The following is a 14,048-nucleotide window of genomic DNA, read 5'->3' as shown; positions in this document are numbered from 1 at the left end:
GGACGGGGCGTCCACCGTCTGCTGCGGTGAGCACCTCTGGACCGTCGCCACGCCGGACGACAAGCGGCGTGGGCGGCGACGCACTCTCGAGACGCAGGAGATGATCGGCAGGGAGTGGCGCGGCCACACCCGCCGGTACGAGCTTCCCGTCGTCGCGCCCGTCGAGATGGAGTCGAAGGACGTTCCGCTCGATCCGTACGCGCTCGGCCTGCTGCTCGGGGACGGGTGCATCTCGTCCCGGGCGACGCCGACCTTCAGCACGGCGGATCCGGAGCTCGTCGCCGCGATCGAGCGGGCGGTTCCCGACATCGAGCTGGTCGGCAAGGGTGACTACGACTACGTGCTGCGGCATGTGAAGGGCCGTCGGGGCGGCGTGATCGTGGCCAACCCGGTGACGCTCGCCATTCGTGAGCTGGGCCTGGCCGGAAAGAGGTCGGGGACCAAGTTCGTGCCCGACGTCTACAAGTACAACAGCCTCGATGTTCGACTGGCCGTCCTGCAGGGCCTGCTGGACACCGATGGCGGACCGTCCCTTCAGCCGGGGCGTAGCTGTCGGGTGCAGTACTGCACGACCTCCGTCCGGTTGCGCGACGACGTCGTCTACCTCGTTCAGTCGCTCGGCGGGGTGGCCACCTGGCGGGTCCGCCCGGCCGAGGGGCGCAAGCCCGGCCTGGCCAACGGGCGGCCGGTCCCGTACCGAGCCGACGCCTACGTCGTGGAGATCCGGCTTCCCGCCGGCATCCCGCCGTTCCGTCTGTCCCGCAAGCGTCAGCGGTACGACGAGCAGGGCGGCGGCCGACCCATGCGCTTCATCGACTCGATCGTTCCGGCCGGTGTGCAGGAGACGATGTGCATCCAGGTCGCGGCGGAGGACTCGCTGTACGTCACCGACGACTTCCTGGTGACGCACAACACCCTGAACGACGCGTTCATCATCCTGGACGAGGCGCAGAACACCACGCCCGAGCAGATGAAGATGTTCCTCACCCGGCTGGGCTTCGGTTCCAAGATCGTCGTCACCGGTGACGTCACCCAGGTCGACCTGCCCGGCGGGACGACCAGCGGCCTGCGGGTGGTCCGGGAGATCCTGGAGGGGGTGCAGGACGTGCACTTCGCCCAGCTGTCCAGCGCCGACGTGGTGCGGCACCGGCTGGTCGGGGAGATCGTCGACGCGTACGCCCGCTGGGACGCCGAGCGGGAGAACGAGCAGGCGCAGAACGTGCGCGCCGTGCCGGGGCGGGCCGCCCAGGGCGGCCGGGCCGGCCGGCGCCGCTGACGGTCCGCCGCCCGGGCGGGCCGCCCGGCCGCCGCCCGAGGCGGCGCCACAGTAGCCACCAGAGCAGGGGAAACAGTTGTCCATCGAGATCGCGAACGAGTCCGGCGCCGAGGTCGACACCGACGCCGTCCTCGCCGTCGCCCGGCACGCCCTCGACGAGATGGGGGTCAACCCCCTCGCCGAGCTCTCCGTGCTGTTGATCGACATCGAGTACATGTCCGAGCTGAACCACCGCTGGATGGGCGGCGACGGGCCGACCGACGTGCTGGCCTTCCCGATGGACGAGGGGAGCGTCGACCACGGCCCAGGGGAGGCCAACGGCCCCGGCGGCGAGCCGGCGCTGCTCGGTGACATCGTGCTCTGCCCGGAGGTGGCGGCCAAGCAGGCGGCGACCGCCGGCCACACCCCCGCCGACGAGCTGCACCTGCTCACCGTGCACGGGGTGTTGCACCTGCTCGGCTACGACCACGCCGAGCCGGAGGAGGAGCGGGAGATGTTCGCCCTCCAGGCCCGGCTGCTGTCGAGCTGGCGGTCGACCCGGTCCCGGTGATGGACACCCCGACACTCGCGGCAGCGACCGCCGCCGGCCTGCCCGACCTGCAACTGATCTTCTTCGCGGCGGGTCTGGTGGTGCTCGCCGGCCTGATCGCGATGACCGAGGCGGCGCTGACCGCGGTCTCCCCGGCCCGCGCCGCCGAGCTGGCCCGCGACGGGGCGCGCGGCGCGCGGACCCTCCAGGTGGTCGCCGGTGACGTGGTCCGGCACCTCAACCTGCTGCTCCTGCTCCGGCTGCTCGCCGAGCTGACCGCGACCACGCTGGTGGCGCTGGTCGCGGTGGACACCTTCGGGGCCGGCTGGCGGGCGGCGCTGATCACCGCCGGGGCGATGACCGTGGTCAGCTTCGTGGTGGTGGGCGTCGGCCCGCGTACCCTCGGCCGGCAGCACGCGTACCCGGTGGGTCGCGCGGCGGCGCCGCTGGTCCGCTGGCTGGGGCGGGTGCTGAACCCGCTCGCGTCGCTGCTGATCCTGATCGGCAACGCGGTGACCCCGGGGCGCGGCTTCCGCGAGGGGCCGTTCGCCACCCAGCTCGAACTGCGGGAGATGGTCGACCTGGCCGAGCAGCGCGGGGTGGTCGAGCACGGCGAGCGGCAGATGATCCAGTCGGTCTTCGCGCTCGGCGACACGATCGCCCGCGAGGTGATGGTGCCGCGCACCGAGATGGTCTGGATCGAGCAGGGCAAGACCCTCTCCCAGGCGCTGGCGCTCTTCCTGCGCTCCGGCTTCTCCCGGATCCCGGTGATCGGCGAGAACGTGGACGACGTGCTCGGCGTGCTCTACCTCAAGGACCTGGTCCGGCGCACCCAGGGTGGCGCCCCCGAGGACCTGCGCTGCCGGGTCTCCGAGCTGATGCGCCCGGCGACCTTCGTGCCGGAGTCCAAGCCGGTCGACGACCTGCTGTCGGAGATGCAGGCCGCCCGCAACCACCTGGTGATCGTCGTCGACGAGTACGGCGGCACCGGTGGCCTGGTCACCATCGAGGACATCCTGGAGGAGATCGTCGGGGAGATCACCGACGAGTACGATGTCGAACGTCCGCCGGTCGAGCACCTCGACGACGGGTCGGTCCGGGTCACCGCCCGGCTCCCGGTCGAGGATCTCGGCGAGCTGTTCGACACCGACCTGCCCACCGACGAGGTGGAGACGGTGGGTGGCCTGCTGGCCCAGGCCCTGGGCCGGGTTCCGATCCCCGGCGCCGAGGCCGAGGTGGCCGGGCTCCGGCTGGTCGCCGAGGGCACCACGGGCCGGCGGAACCGGATCGACACCCTGCTGGTCAGCCGGGTCGCGTCGACCGGTACGCAGGACGAGTCGGGGCAGGGCGCGCAGGCCGAGCCCCGGGACAACGAGAACCGATCCGAGGAGAGGCAACCCGCTGATGCCTGAGTCTTCCGCCGTACCCACCAGCCGACCCACCCCGTCCGAAGCGGCCGAACTGGGCGCCGAGGACGCCAAGCTGGTCGTGCTGGCCCGGGGTGCGCGGGGCCGGGTCGGCGCGGTCGAGGGCGCGGCGGTCCGGGACCAGGACGGCCGGACGTACGCGGCGGCGAGCGTCTCGCTGCCCTCGTTGACCGTCACCGCCCTCCAGCTCGCCGTCGCCTCGGCGGTCGCCGCCGGTGCGACCCGGCTGGAGGCGGCGGTGGTGGTGACCGAGGCCTCGACCCTGGACGGCGCCGGGCACGCGGCGGTCCGTGACCTCGCCACCGACGCCCCGATCCACGTGGCCGCCCCGGACGGCTCGCTGCTCGGCACGGTGACCGAGTGACCGGGCGGGGCGACCGGCCGACCGGGCGGGGTACGGCATGAGCGACGCGACGGCGCAGCGGCCGTACCGGGCCGGGTTCGCCTGCTTCGTGGGCCGGCCGAACGCGGGCAAGTCCACCCTGACCAACGCGATCGTCGGCCAGAAGATCGCGATCACCTCGAACAAGCCGCAGACCACCCGGCACGTCATCCGGGCCGTGCTGCACCGGCCGGACTCGCAGCTCGTCCTGGTCGACACGCCCGGTCTGCACCGGCCCCGGACGCTGCTCGGCGAGCGCCTCAACGACCTGGTCCGCACCACCTGGAGCGAGGTCGACGTGATCGGCCTGTGCATCCCGGCGGACGAGCCGGTGGGGCGCGGTGACCGGTTCATCAGTGGTGAGCTGGCGGCGTTGAAGGCGACCGTGCTGGCGGTGGTGACCAAGACCGACCTGGTCGACAAGAAACGGCTGGCCGAGCAGTTGCTGGCGGTCAGCGAGCTGGGCGAGTTCGCGGCCGTGGTGCCGGTCAGCGCGGTCTCCGGGCACCAGGTGGACACCCTGGTGGACGTGATGACCGGGTACCTCCCACCGTCGCCGCAGCTCTACCCGGACGACATGCTCACCGACGACCCGGAGCAGGTGCTGGTCGCCGAGCTGATCCGGGAGGCGGCCCTGGAAGGGGTCCGCGACGAGCTGCCGCACTCCATCGCGGTGGTCGTCGAGGAGATGATCCCCGAGGGCCAGCTCATGAAGATCTACGCCGACGTGTACGTGGAGCGGTCCAGCCAGAAGGCGATCGTGATCGGTCACCGGGCCAGCCGCCTCAAGGAGGTGGGCACCACCGCCCGCCGGCAGATCGAGGAGCTGCTCGGTACCCGGGTCTACCTCGACCTGCACGTCCGGGTGGCGAAGGACTGGCAGCGGGACCCGAAGCAGCTCCGCAAGCTGGGCTTCTGAGCCGACATCCAGGGTCACGTTCGGTGGCCGGATGATGTCCACCCGTCACCATCGCGGCCCGGTCGGCCGCCGTCGACTATGGGATGTCTCACGATTCGCCGGGTCGCGGCCGGTTTGCCGGGACGAGGGCGGAGGGTAGGGGACTGTCGTTCCCCGCCTCCCCCGGAGATAGACGCAGGCTGATGCGAAACAGATACCTGGACCTGCTCCGCTTCCTGGCCATCATCCGTGTGGTGGTGTACCACGTCACGGGGTGGGCGAGCCTGACCCTGATCTTCCCGGCGATGTCGGTCATGTTCGCCCTCGCCGGTTCGCTGATGGCCGCCTCGCTGACCAGGACCGGCCCGTCGGCGGTGGTCCGTCGGCTGCGCCGGTTGCTGCCGTCGCTGTGGGTGGTGGCGCTGATCTTCGTACCCGCCATGCTCTTCACCGGCCTGGAACCGACCTGGCGGGTGGTGCTCTGGCTCTTCCCGGTCGCCGACCCGCCGGCCAACCACTGGGGCGCGCTCGCGCTGAGCGTCATCTGGTACCTGCGGGACTACCTCTGGTTCGTGCTGGCCTCCCCGATCGCGCTCTGGCTGTTCCGCCGCGCGCCGGTGCCCACGCTCCTCGCCCCGTACCTGCTGCTGCTGGCGATCCAGGTGGGGGTGCTCGCCGACCCGTCCCTGGTGCTGCGCGAGTTCGGGCTCTACTTCGGAGCCTGGCTGCTGGGCTTCGCCCACCACGATGGACTGCTGCGCCGGCTCACCAACCGGGTGCTGATCCCGGTCGTGCTGGTCGTCGGGGGCGCCGGTGCGGCGTGGATCCTCACCCACCCCGGCAGCCGGGGGTACGACCTCAACGACATCCCGCTGGGCAACGCGCTCTGGTCGGCGGCGTTCATCCTGGTGGCGCTGGGTCGCGCGCCGGCCGGGGCGGCCTGGGTGGACCGCAACGCGGTGTTCGGCCGCGCGGTGACCGTGCTGAACCGGCGGGCGCTCACCGTCTACCTCTGGCACATGCCGTTCGTGGTCGCGCTCACCCCGCTGGTCGACGTCGTCGGCTGGTCCCACCAGGACCCGGTCGGCCTGGCCATCCGAGTGGTCCTGGTCTTCGCCCTGGTCGGGCTGGTGACGATGCTGGTCGGCTGGGTGGAGGACGTGGCCGCCGGTCGCCCACCGGAGATGCTGCCCGGCGGGCGGCGCCCGGCCCCGGCCGGCGGACCGCCGGCCGCGCCGGGTCGCTCCGGGGACGTCGACCTACCGGGTCGCTCCGCCGACGTCGACCTGCCAGGTCGGCCTGGGAACGCCGGGTCGGCCTGGCGGCCGGGAGACTCCGGGGCGGACGGGCCGGCGCGCCGCCGGGCGTCGGTCCCCGGGGCCCGGGTCGCGGACGACGACGAGGACGAGATCGTCCAGAGCCCCGCCCGGTGACCGGCGGCCCGGGGGTACGGGGGAGAATGCCCTGATGGCCGCCGGGTACCGTCGACAGCTCTACCGCGACGACGCGGTGGTGCTGCGTGTGCAGAAACTCGGCGAGTCCGACCGGATCATCACCCTGCTCACCCGTCGGCACGGCCGGCTGCGCGCGGTCGCCCGGGGGGTCCGCCGCACCACCAGCAAGTTCGGCGCGCGGCTGGAGCCGTTCGGGCACATCGACCTGCAACTGGCCGGTGACCCGAAGGGCGAGCAGGGCAGCTCCCTGCACAGCGTCAGCCAGGTCGAGGGGATCGACCTCTACGGCAAGCGGTTCCTCGGCGACTACCCCCGGTACACGGCGGCCAGCGCGATCGCCGAGACCGCCGAACGGCTCACCCCGGTCGAGCGGGAGCCGTCGCTGCGGCTGTTCCAGCTCACCCTCGGCGCGCTGCGCGCGCTGGCGGTGGGGGAGCACGCCACCACCCTGGTGCTCGACGCGTACCTGCTGCGGGCGATGAGCCTCGCCGGCTGGGCCCCGGCGCTGACCGCCTGCGCCGTCTGCGGCACGCCCGGCCGGCACCGGGCGTTCTCGGTGCCCGCCGGAGGGAGCGTCTGCCCGGACTGCCGGCCACCCGGCGCGGCCCACCCGGCCCCGGCCACCGTCGACCTGATGTCCGCGCTGACCACCGGTGACTGGCGGATCGCCGACGCCACCGAGACCGGGGTACGCCGGGAGTGCAGCGGCCTGGTCGCGGCGCACCTGCAGTGGCACCTGGAGCGCGCGTTACGCTCGCTGCCGCTGGTCGACCGGGGCACCTCGGCGACCGGCCCGGCCCCGGCCCCGCGCGGTGGTGTGGCCGACCCGGTCCCGCCGCCCGGCGTCGGGGCCGGCGCGGAGGGCATGACCAGGGAGATGACCGAGTGATCCGATCGACGAGGACCGGCCGGCGCGAGCCGGTGCCCCCGACCCCGCACCCGTCCGGTGCCCGGCCCCCGGCGCTGCCGGCCGGGGCGCTGCCGAAGCACGTGGCCATCGTGATGGACGGCAACGGTCGCTGGGCCAAGGAGCGCGGCCTGCCCCGCACCAAGGGTCACGAGCAGGGTGAGTACAGCCTCTTCGACACCGTCGAGGGCGCCATCGAGCTGGGCATCCCCTACCTGTCGGCGTACGCGTTCTCCACCGAGAACTGGCGGCGCTCGCCGGACGAGGTCCGGTTCCTGATGGGCTTCAACCGGGACGTCATCCGTCGCCGCCGCGACCAGCTCGTCGAGCTGGGCGTCCGGGTGGTCTGGTCGGGGCGGGCCGGGCGGCTGTGGAAGAGCGTCATCTCCGAGTTGCAGACCGCCGAGGAGATGTCGAGGGACAACAGCACCCTGACCCTCCAGTTCTGCGTCAACTACGGCGGGCAGGCGGAGATCGCCGACGCCGCCGCCCGGATCGCCGCCGAGGCCGCCGCCGGCCGGCTGGACCCGGCGAAGGTCACCGAGAAGACCGTGGCGAAGTACCTGTACCACCCCGAGGTGCCCGAGGTGGACCTCTTCCTGCGCCCCTCCGGGGAGCAGCGGATCTCCAACTTCCTGCTCTGGCAGACCGCCTACGCGGAGATGGTCTACCTGGACACCCTCTGGCCGGACTTCGACCGCCGGCACCTCTGGTACGCCTGCGAGCTGTACGCCCAGCGGGACCGCCGCTTCGGCGGCGCGCTGCCCAACCCGGTCGCCCCGCCGATCTGAGGCCCGGTCACCCGGCTCCGGCGGCCGGAGGCCCGGTCACCCGGCTCCGGCGGCCGGAGGCTTACCGGCGGACCCGGTGGGGTACCACCACGTCAGGAGCGACTGACGGAGGTGAACCGAGATGATGCGCAAGCGGATCGGCCAGTACGCGGTGATGGCCGTGGCGGTGCCGCTGGCGGCGGCCGGTGCCCGCCGACTCAGCCACACCCTGGAGGCCCGGCGCGGCCCGACCGGGGTGAGCCGGCTGCTGACCAGGGGCGCCGACATGCTGCGCCCGCAGCGGGCCAGGCGCCGCCGGTTCTGGTGACCGTCGGCCGGCGGGACGAGGGGATCGAGGGACGGGCGGACGCCACCCCGGCGGGGTGACCGAGGTGGCACCCGCCCGGGGGGACAACGGGTACGGCACGGGGCCGTCCGCTCCGACGCGGTGAGCGTCGGACCGGACGGCCCCGTCGTGTCGAGCCCGTCGTGTCGGGGCCGGCGGTCACCGCCGGCCCGTGGCGACCGTCAGCCGGCGACCTCGGAGCGGTCGGCGGCCCACAGGATGTGGAAGCTGCCCTCGCGGTCCACCCGCTGGTAGGTGTGCGCCCCGAAGTTGTCCCGCAGGCCCTGGATCAGCGCGGCCGGCAGCCGGTCCGCCCGCAGCGCGTCGAAGTAGGACAGCGACGAGCCGAAGGCGGGCGCCGGGACGCCGGCCCGGGCCGCGTCGGCCACCACCCGCCGCCAGCTCGGCACACCGGCCGCCACCGCCTCGGCGAAGTACGGCGCCACCAGCAGGCTCGGCAGGTCCGGCTGCTGGTCGTACGCCTGCTTGATCCGGTCGAGGAAGCGGGCCCGGATGATGCAGCCGCCCCGCCAGATGGTGGCGGTGCTGCCCAGGTCGATGTTCCAGTCGTACTCGCTGCTGCCGGCCCGGATGTGGTCGAAGCCCTGCGCGTACGCGACGATCTTCGAGGCGAGCAGCGCCCGGCGGACGTCCTCGACGAACGCCTCCCGGTCACTGACCTGCCACTTCTCGCCCGCGTCCGGGAACGCCCGGCGGGCCGCCTCGCGCTGGCCGGCGTGCCCGGACAGCGACCGGGCGAAGGTCGCCTCGGCGATACCGGTGATCGGGATGCCGAGGTCGAGCGCGCTCTGCACCGTCCACCGGCCGGTGCCCTTCTGCTCGGCCCGGTCCTGCACCACGTCGACGAAGGGCTTGCCGGTGTCGGCGTCGGTGTGCGCCAGCACGTCCGCGGTGATCTCGATGAGGAAGGACTCCAGCTCACCGGTGTTCCACTCGCGGAAGATCTCCGCGATCTCGGCGGGCGTCGCGTCCAGGCCGGCCCGCAGCAGGTCGTACGCCTCGGCGATGAGCTGCATGTCGGCGTACTCGATGCCGTTGTGCACCATCTTCACGAAGTGCCCGGCGCCGTCCGGCCCGACGTGCACGCAGCACGGGGTGCCCTCCACCTGGGCGGCGATCTTCTCGAAGATCGGGCCGAGCTTGGCGTACGACTCGGCGGAGCCGCCGGGCATGATGCTCGGGCCGAGCAGCGCGCCCTCCTCGCCACCGGAGACCCCGGTGCCGACGAAGTGCAGCCCGTGGGTGCGCAGCGCCTCCTCCCGGCGGCGGGTGTCGGCGAAGTGCGCGTTGCCGCAGTCGATGACGATGTCGCCCGCCTCCAGCAGGGGAACCAGCTCGTCGATGACCGCGTCGGTGGGCGCACCGGCCTTGACCATGATGATGACCGCGCGTGGCCGCTCCAGTGCGGCCACGAAGTCGGCCAGGGACTCGGCGGGGACGAACGTACCCTCGTCGCCGTGCTCGGCCACCAGCGTGCGGGTCCGCTCCGGGGACCGGTTGTGCACCGCCACCGTGAACCCGTTCCGGGCGAGGTTGCGGGCCAGGTTCCGGCCCATCACCGCCAGCCCGGTCACGCCGATCTGCGCCGTCGCCTGTTCAGTCATCCGTTCCGCCACCTTCCAGTCGGCCTGCTGATGCAGACGGTATCGCGGCCGGTCGCGGGCCCGGCGGGGAGACCGAGGCGGTGTCACCAGGTGGTCGCGCCGGCACCACCCGCAGTGGCGCCCGCGTGTGGCCACCTCCGGTCGCGGCGCACGGCCCGCCGGGGCCGGCGGGCCGTCGACGGTGGCCGGTAATTCGGGTGCGGGCCGGCGGGCGGGTCGGATACCGTCCGGTCATGCGCAACTGACGCCCCTGCCGAGCCCCGGGACCACCGCCCTCGCCGTGGTCCCCGTGCCTGCGGGCGTCCGCATCCCGTCCACCGCCACGTGCGCTGTCGACGTCGGGCCGACCCCGGGCACCCCTTTTCCCCGCTCGCCCGACCGTGCCCGGCCGGCCCGGACGGTCCCGTTCCCCGAGGAGCCACCAGATGCCTGCTGCCCGCAACCCGAAGAAATCCCGTACCCCGTCGCCCGCACCGTCCCCGTCGCCCGCACCGTCCCCGGTGGACGCGCCGACGGCGAACCCACCGGCCGGCCTGGTCCCGGCCCCACCGTCGGCCGGCCCGATCCCGTCGGCCGACCTGGTCCCGTCGGCTGGCCCGGTCCCGTCGGCTGGCCTGCTCCCGTCGGCTGGCCCGGTCCCGTCGGCTGGCCTGCTCCCGTCGGCTGGCCCGGTCCCGTCGGCTGGCCCGGTCCCGTCGGCGGGCGCGCCGATCCGGCCTGCCGATTTGCTGGCCCGGCCCGCTGACCTGGTGGCCCGGCCCGCTGACCTGGTGGCCCGGCCCGCTGACCTGGTGGCCCGGCCCGGCGGGCTGGTGCCGTCGGCGACGTCGGTCGAACCGGTGGTCCGGCCGGGCGGACCCGCCCCGTCGGCGACGCCGACGGCGGGACCGAGGCAGGACGGCCGGCGCGGGGCGATCTCCGGCCGTGGCCGGTCCGCCGGTCAGACCCGCCGGTACGCCTTCCGGCGGAGCTGAGCGCACCGCCAGCGAGCGTCAGCCGATCAGGGGGCGGAAGGTGCCGAGGGCGACGCTGACCGCCAGCGCAGCCCCGGCCAGTGCCGCCGCCCCGGCGACCAGCAGCCCGTCGGCGACGGTGAACCGTTGCCGGCGGGCGACGGTGCGTGGGGTGCCCGCGTCGAAGCCCCGGGCGTCCATCGCGACCGCCAGCCGGGTACCCCGACGGATCGCGCCGACCAGCAGGGCGAACGCCGTCGAGGCGAACAGGCGCAGCCGGGCCACCGGGTTGCGCCCGGCGTCCACCCCGCGCGCCCGGCGGGCCATGCTGATCATCTGCCACTCCTCGGCGAGCAGCGGCACCAGCCGGAACGCGGCCAGCGCGCCGATGGCGAACCGGGCCGGCGCCCTCGCGTTCTGGATCAGCGCGTCGGCCAGGTCCGTCGGGTCGGTGGTGGCGAAGACGATCACCCCGGGCAGCGCCACCGCGAACATCCGCAGCACCAGCCCGAGCGCGGTCACCAGCACCCCCGAGGTGACCAGCACCGGACCCGCCGCGACCAGCGTCGTGCCGGACCGGTCGGCGGCGAAGAGCACCAGCGTGACCAGGATGCCCACCGCGCCCACCAGCAGCGGCGCCGCCCGCCGGGCCAGTACCCGGTAGCGGACCCCGAACAGCGGGAGCAGCGCCAGTTCGACGGCGATGGCGATCGCCGGGGCCACCGGGTCCAGGGTGGCGATCAGCAGCACCGAGAAGACCAGCGCCGCCGCCAGCTTCGCCACCGGGTTGCGCCGGGCCAGCGGCGCGCCCGGCACGGCGACCGGCTCAACCTGGAGCATCGTCGCCCCCGACGGTCCGGTCGGCCGGGGCGGGGCCGGTCGCGTCGGCCCGGGACAGGACGACGGTCCGGTCGGCGAGCGCGGCGACGAAGTCCGGGTCGTGGGTGACCGTGACGACGCCGTGCCCGGCGTCGCGCAGGTCGGCGAAGAGGTCCAGCAACTCCAGCCAGGTCCGCCGGTCCTGCCCGAAGGTGGGCTCGTCGCAGATCAGCAGGCGGGGCGCGGTGGCCAGGGCGGTCGCCACGCTCAGCCGCCGCGCCTCGCCACCCGAGAGGGTGTACGGGTTGGCCCCGGCCAGCCGGGTCAGCCGCAGCCGCTCCAGCAGCCCGTCCACGGTGGCCCGGACCGCCTCCTCCGGGCGACCGGTACGGCGCGGACCGAGGGCGAGTTCGTCGCGGACGGTGGCGGTGACGAACTGGTGCTCCGGATCCTGGAAGACCGACCCGATCCGGCGGGCCAGCGCGGGCGCGCGCCACCGATGCGGGGGAGTACGGGCGTCCCGGCCGGCCAGGTCGGCCCCGGCGGTCACCCGGCCGGTGCCGGGGCGGAGCAGTCCACCGAGGAGCAGGGCCAGGGTGGACTTGCCGGCACCGTTCGGCCCCCGCACGGCGAGCGCCTCCCCGGCCCGTACCCTCAGCTCGGTGGCGGCCAGCCGGGGCGGCAGGCCGAGCCGGTCGGCGGTGAGCAACGGGGCGCCGGCCGGGGTGCGGGCCCGGCGCGACGGCACCGGCCGGCCCGGCACCCAGACCCCCTCGGCCGCCAGGGCGTCCCCGTGCGCGGCGAAGACGGTCTCCGGTGGCCCGTCTGCGCGCACCCCGCCGCCCGGCTCCAGCACCACCACCCGGTCGACCAGGGGCAGCGCCTCGGCGACCCGGTGCTCGACCAGGACCAGGGTGGTGTCCTCGTCGAGCGCGCCGGCGATCGCCGCGCGGACCAGGTCGGCCCCGGCCGGGTCCAGGTTCGCGGTCGGCTCGTCGAGCAGCAGCAGGCCGGGGCGCAGGGCGAGCGCCCCGGCGAGGGCGAGCCGCTGCTGCTCGCCGCCGGAGAGCGCGGCGGTGGGCCGGTCCCGGTGGTACGGGAAGCCGACCCGGCGCAGCGCCGCGTCGACCCGGGGCCAGATCTCGTCCGCCGGCACCCCCCGGTTCTCCAGGCCGAACGCGACGTCGTCGCCGCTGCGGGCCATCACGAGCTGGGTCTGCGGGTCCTGGAAGACGATGCCGACCCGTTCCCGGTCCTTGCGCGGGTCGACCCCGTCGACCTCGACGGTGCCCTCCTGTTCACCGGAGTCCTCGGGCAGCAGCCCGGCCAGCGCCGCCAGCAGGGTGCTCTTGCCGGCCCCCGACGGCCCGAGCAGCAGGACCCGCTCGCCGCGCTCGACACGCAGGTCCACCCCGCGTACCGCCCACCGCTTCCGCCCCGCGTGCCGCCACCCGAATCCCCGCACCCACACCCCACTCACGCCCCGCTCCTTCCCTGCCCGTCGATCATGGAGTTGACCGGCCGACAGGTCGTGTCGCGGGACGTCAACTCCATGATCGACACAGTGGGCGGCCGGTCAGACCGGAGTGCGGTCGCGGGCGGCGGGGAAGCGGTCGAGGACACCGGTGCCGGCGAGGGCCCGGGTCAGGTAGTGCCCGCCGACCCCCGCGATCAGGGTCGCGCTCACCACGGTCAGCGCCGCGTACGGCAGGCGGTAGGTGACGAGGTCGTACTCGGCGTTCCAGACGACGAAGTCGAACAGGGCGGCGCCGAGGCCGGTGAGCGCGCCGGCGAGCGCCGCGACCGGCAGCCGGAACGAGCGGTACCGGAAGGCGGCGAAGGCCAGTTCGGCGCCGAGCCCCTGGATCAGGCCCTGCACGATGGTGATCCCGCCCCACTCCGAGCCGAGCAGCGCCGAGATGGTGGCGGCCACCGCCTCGCAGAAGAGGGCGGCGCCGGGCTTGCGGATCACCAGCCCACCGAGGACGGCCGGCACCAGCCAGACGCCGTACATGATGGCCTGGGTCGCCGGGGCGGCGGCGAAGGCCGGGTCGGCGGCCCGCCAGACCAGGCCCCAGGCCCAGAAGATCACGCCGAAGGAGACGGCGATCACGGCGGCGACCACGATGTCGATCGTCCGCCAGCGGTTCGTGTCGGTGCGGTTCACGTGATTGCTCCCAGTCCGGACTGCGAACCAGGAGAAGACGCACGCCGCGTCCGGTTGGCCGGACGACGGCGCGGCTGGAGGTCGACCGAACTCCCTGCGCTGGCATTACCCAGATCAGGTTCGAGGGTCTGCGGGCCCCGGCCCGCACTCTCAGCGCTGTGCGCTCCCCTGTCGGAGGTGAAGTTGTCTCATCGACGCTAACACCTCGGAAGATCGCCGGGCAAAGTGATCTTTTCGCTGCTCACCGGGGCGGGCGGAGCCGACCGGGCGGGCTCCTCCCGGCGTCCCGACGCGCTTGTCCCGGCGTCCCGACGTGCTTCTGCCGGTGTTCCGGCGCGGTGCGACGCCCCGATCCGGTGGCTTTTCCACAGGCCGCGTGGCACGCATCGACGCGGTCCCGTCGCGGGCAGTACTCTCAGGCGGCCGTCAGGGGCCCGGCGGCGGGCCCGGACGGCGTGACGATCGACGAGGCGGGCGGGTGTCACGGGTGGACGG

At 74.1% G+C, this 14,048-nt stretch carries 13 protein-coding genes, 2 pseudogenes and 1 riboswitch; of the genes and pseudogenes, 11 read left to right on the top strand and 4 right to left on the bottom strand.

Going from position 1 to position 14,048, the window contains the following annotated elements; all coding sequences use genetic code 11:
- Positions 1-100: 100 nt before the first annotated feature.
- The 10 genes and pseudogenes from AWW66_RS36195 to AWW66_RS02805 form a co-directional block, all read left to right on the top strand.
- A pseudogene (locus AWW66_RS36195) lies at positions 101-649 on the top strand (LAGLIDADG family homing endonuclease); the annotation flags it as partial.
- Between the two features lie 264 nt (positions 650-913).
- Positions 914-1,276 (top strand): annotated as a pseudogene (locus tag AWW66_RS35060) (PhoH family protein); the annotation flags it as partial.
- A gap of 76 nt (positions 1,277-1,352) precedes the next feature.
- Positions 1,353-1,826, top strand: a complete 474-nt coding sequence (gene ybeY, locus AWW66_RS02840; RefSeq protein WP_067359716.1) for an rRNA maturation RNase YbeY — start codon at positions 1,353-1,355, stop codon at positions 1,824-1,826.
- Positions 1,802-3,217 (top strand): hemolysin family protein, encoded by a 1,416-nt coding sequence (locus AWW66_RS02835; protein ID WP_157527090.1) that lies wholly within the window; start codon positions 1,802-1,804, stop codon positions 3,215-3,217. Before ybeY ends, AWW66_RS02835 begins: the two co-directional genes overlap by 25 nt.
- Entirely contained in the window at positions 3,210-3,596 is a 387-nt protein-coding gene (locus tag AWW66_RS02830; RefSeq protein WP_067359714.1) for a cytidine deaminase, read from the top strand. The genes AWW66_RS02835 and AWW66_RS02830 overlap by 8 nt, the downstream gene beginning before the upstream one ends.
- A 37-nt stretch (positions 3,597-3,633) precedes the next feature.
- A complete protein-coding gene (gene era, locus AWW66_RS02825) occupies positions 3,634-4,533 on the top strand; it encodes a GTPase Era (RefSeq protein ID WP_067359713.1) in 900 nt (299 codons plus the stop codon).
- Between the two features lie 182 nt (positions 4,534-4,715).
- Complete coding sequence (locus AWW66_RS02820) at positions 4,716-5,945, top strand: acyltransferase family protein (RefSeq protein WP_067359712.1); 1,230 nt, start codon at positions 4,716-4,718, stop codon at positions 5,943-5,945.
- A gap of 34 nt (positions 5,946-5,979) precedes the next feature.
- Positions 5,980-6,855, top strand: coding sequence for a DNA repair protein RecO (gene recO / locus AWW66_RS02815; protein ID WP_067359711.1), 876 nt, complete (start codon positions 5,980-5,982; stop codon positions 6,853-6,855).
- Positions 6,856-6,887: 32 nt separating this feature from the next.
- Positions 6,888-7,664, top strand: a complete 777-nt coding sequence (locus AWW66_RS02810) for an isoprenyl transferase (protein ID WP_211271820.1) — start codon at positions 6,888-6,890, stop codon at positions 7,662-7,664.
- 121 nt (positions 7,665-7,785) lie between these two features.
- Complete coding sequence (locus AWW66_RS02805) at positions 7,786-7,971, top strand: hypothetical protein (RefSeq protein WP_067359709.1); 186 nt, start codon at positions 7,786-7,788, stop codon at positions 7,969-7,971.
- Between the two features lie 200 nt (positions 7,972-8,171).
- Here AWW66_RS02805 and gndA read toward each other — a convergent pair whose 3' ends face one another.
- Positions 8,172-9,614: an NADP-dependent phosphogluconate dehydrogenase gene (gene gndA, locus AWW66_RS02800; RefSeq protein ID WP_067359708.1), complete on the bottom strand. Its 1,443-nt coding sequence runs from the start codon at positions 9,612-9,614 to the stop codon at positions 8,172-8,174.
- Positions 9,615-10,363: 749 nt separating this feature from the next.
- On the opposite strand from gndA, the gene AWW66_RS34755 reads away from it, so the two are divergent.
- Positions 10,364-10,588 carry a hypothetical protein gene (locus AWW66_RS34755; protein ID WP_211271819.1) on the top strand — a complete coding sequence of 75 codons (225 nt, stop codon included), beginning with the start codon at positions 10,364-10,366 and terminating at the stop codon, positions 10,586-10,588.
- A gap of 18 nt (positions 10,589-10,606) precedes the next feature.
- Here AWW66_RS34755 and AWW66_RS02790 read toward each other — a convergent pair whose 3' ends face one another.
- From AWW66_RS02790 to AWW66_RS02780, 3 genes are all read right to left on the bottom strand, one after another.
- The gene (locus AWW66_RS02790; RefSeq protein ID WP_067359706.1) at positions 10,607-11,407 is read right to left on the bottom strand and encodes an energy-coupling factor transporter transmembrane component T family protein; all 801 of its coding nucleotides are present in this window, start codon (positions 11,405-11,407) and stop codon (positions 10,607-10,609) included.
- Positions 11,394-12,866: an ABC transporter ATP-binding protein gene (locus AWW66_RS02785; RefSeq protein WP_067359705.1), complete on the bottom strand. Its 1,473-nt coding sequence runs from the start codon at positions 12,864-12,866 to the stop codon at positions 11,394-11,396. The genes AWW66_RS02790 and AWW66_RS02785 overlap by 14 nt, the downstream gene beginning before the upstream one ends.
- Positions 12,867-12,962: 96 nt before the next feature.
- Positions 12,963-13,553 (bottom strand): ECF transporter S component, encoded by a 591-nt coding sequence (locus AWW66_RS02780; RefSeq protein WP_067359704.1) that lies wholly within the window; start codon positions 13,551-13,553, stop codon positions 12,963-12,965.
- A gap of 73 nt (positions 13,554-13,626) precedes the next feature.
- Positions 13,627-13,733: riboswitch (TPP riboswitch) on the bottom strand.
- Between the last annotated feature and the right edge of the window lie 315 nt (positions 13,734-14,048).

It is taken from the genome of Micromonospora rosaria, assembly GCF_001567585.1.
Taxonomy (GTDB): domain Bacteria; phylum Actinomycetota; class Actinomycetes; order Mycobacteriales; family Micromonosporaceae; genus Micromonospora; species Micromonospora rosaria.
Note: the sequence above shows the minus strand (reverse complement) of the source record. Positions and strands in the feature narration are given on the sequence as shown.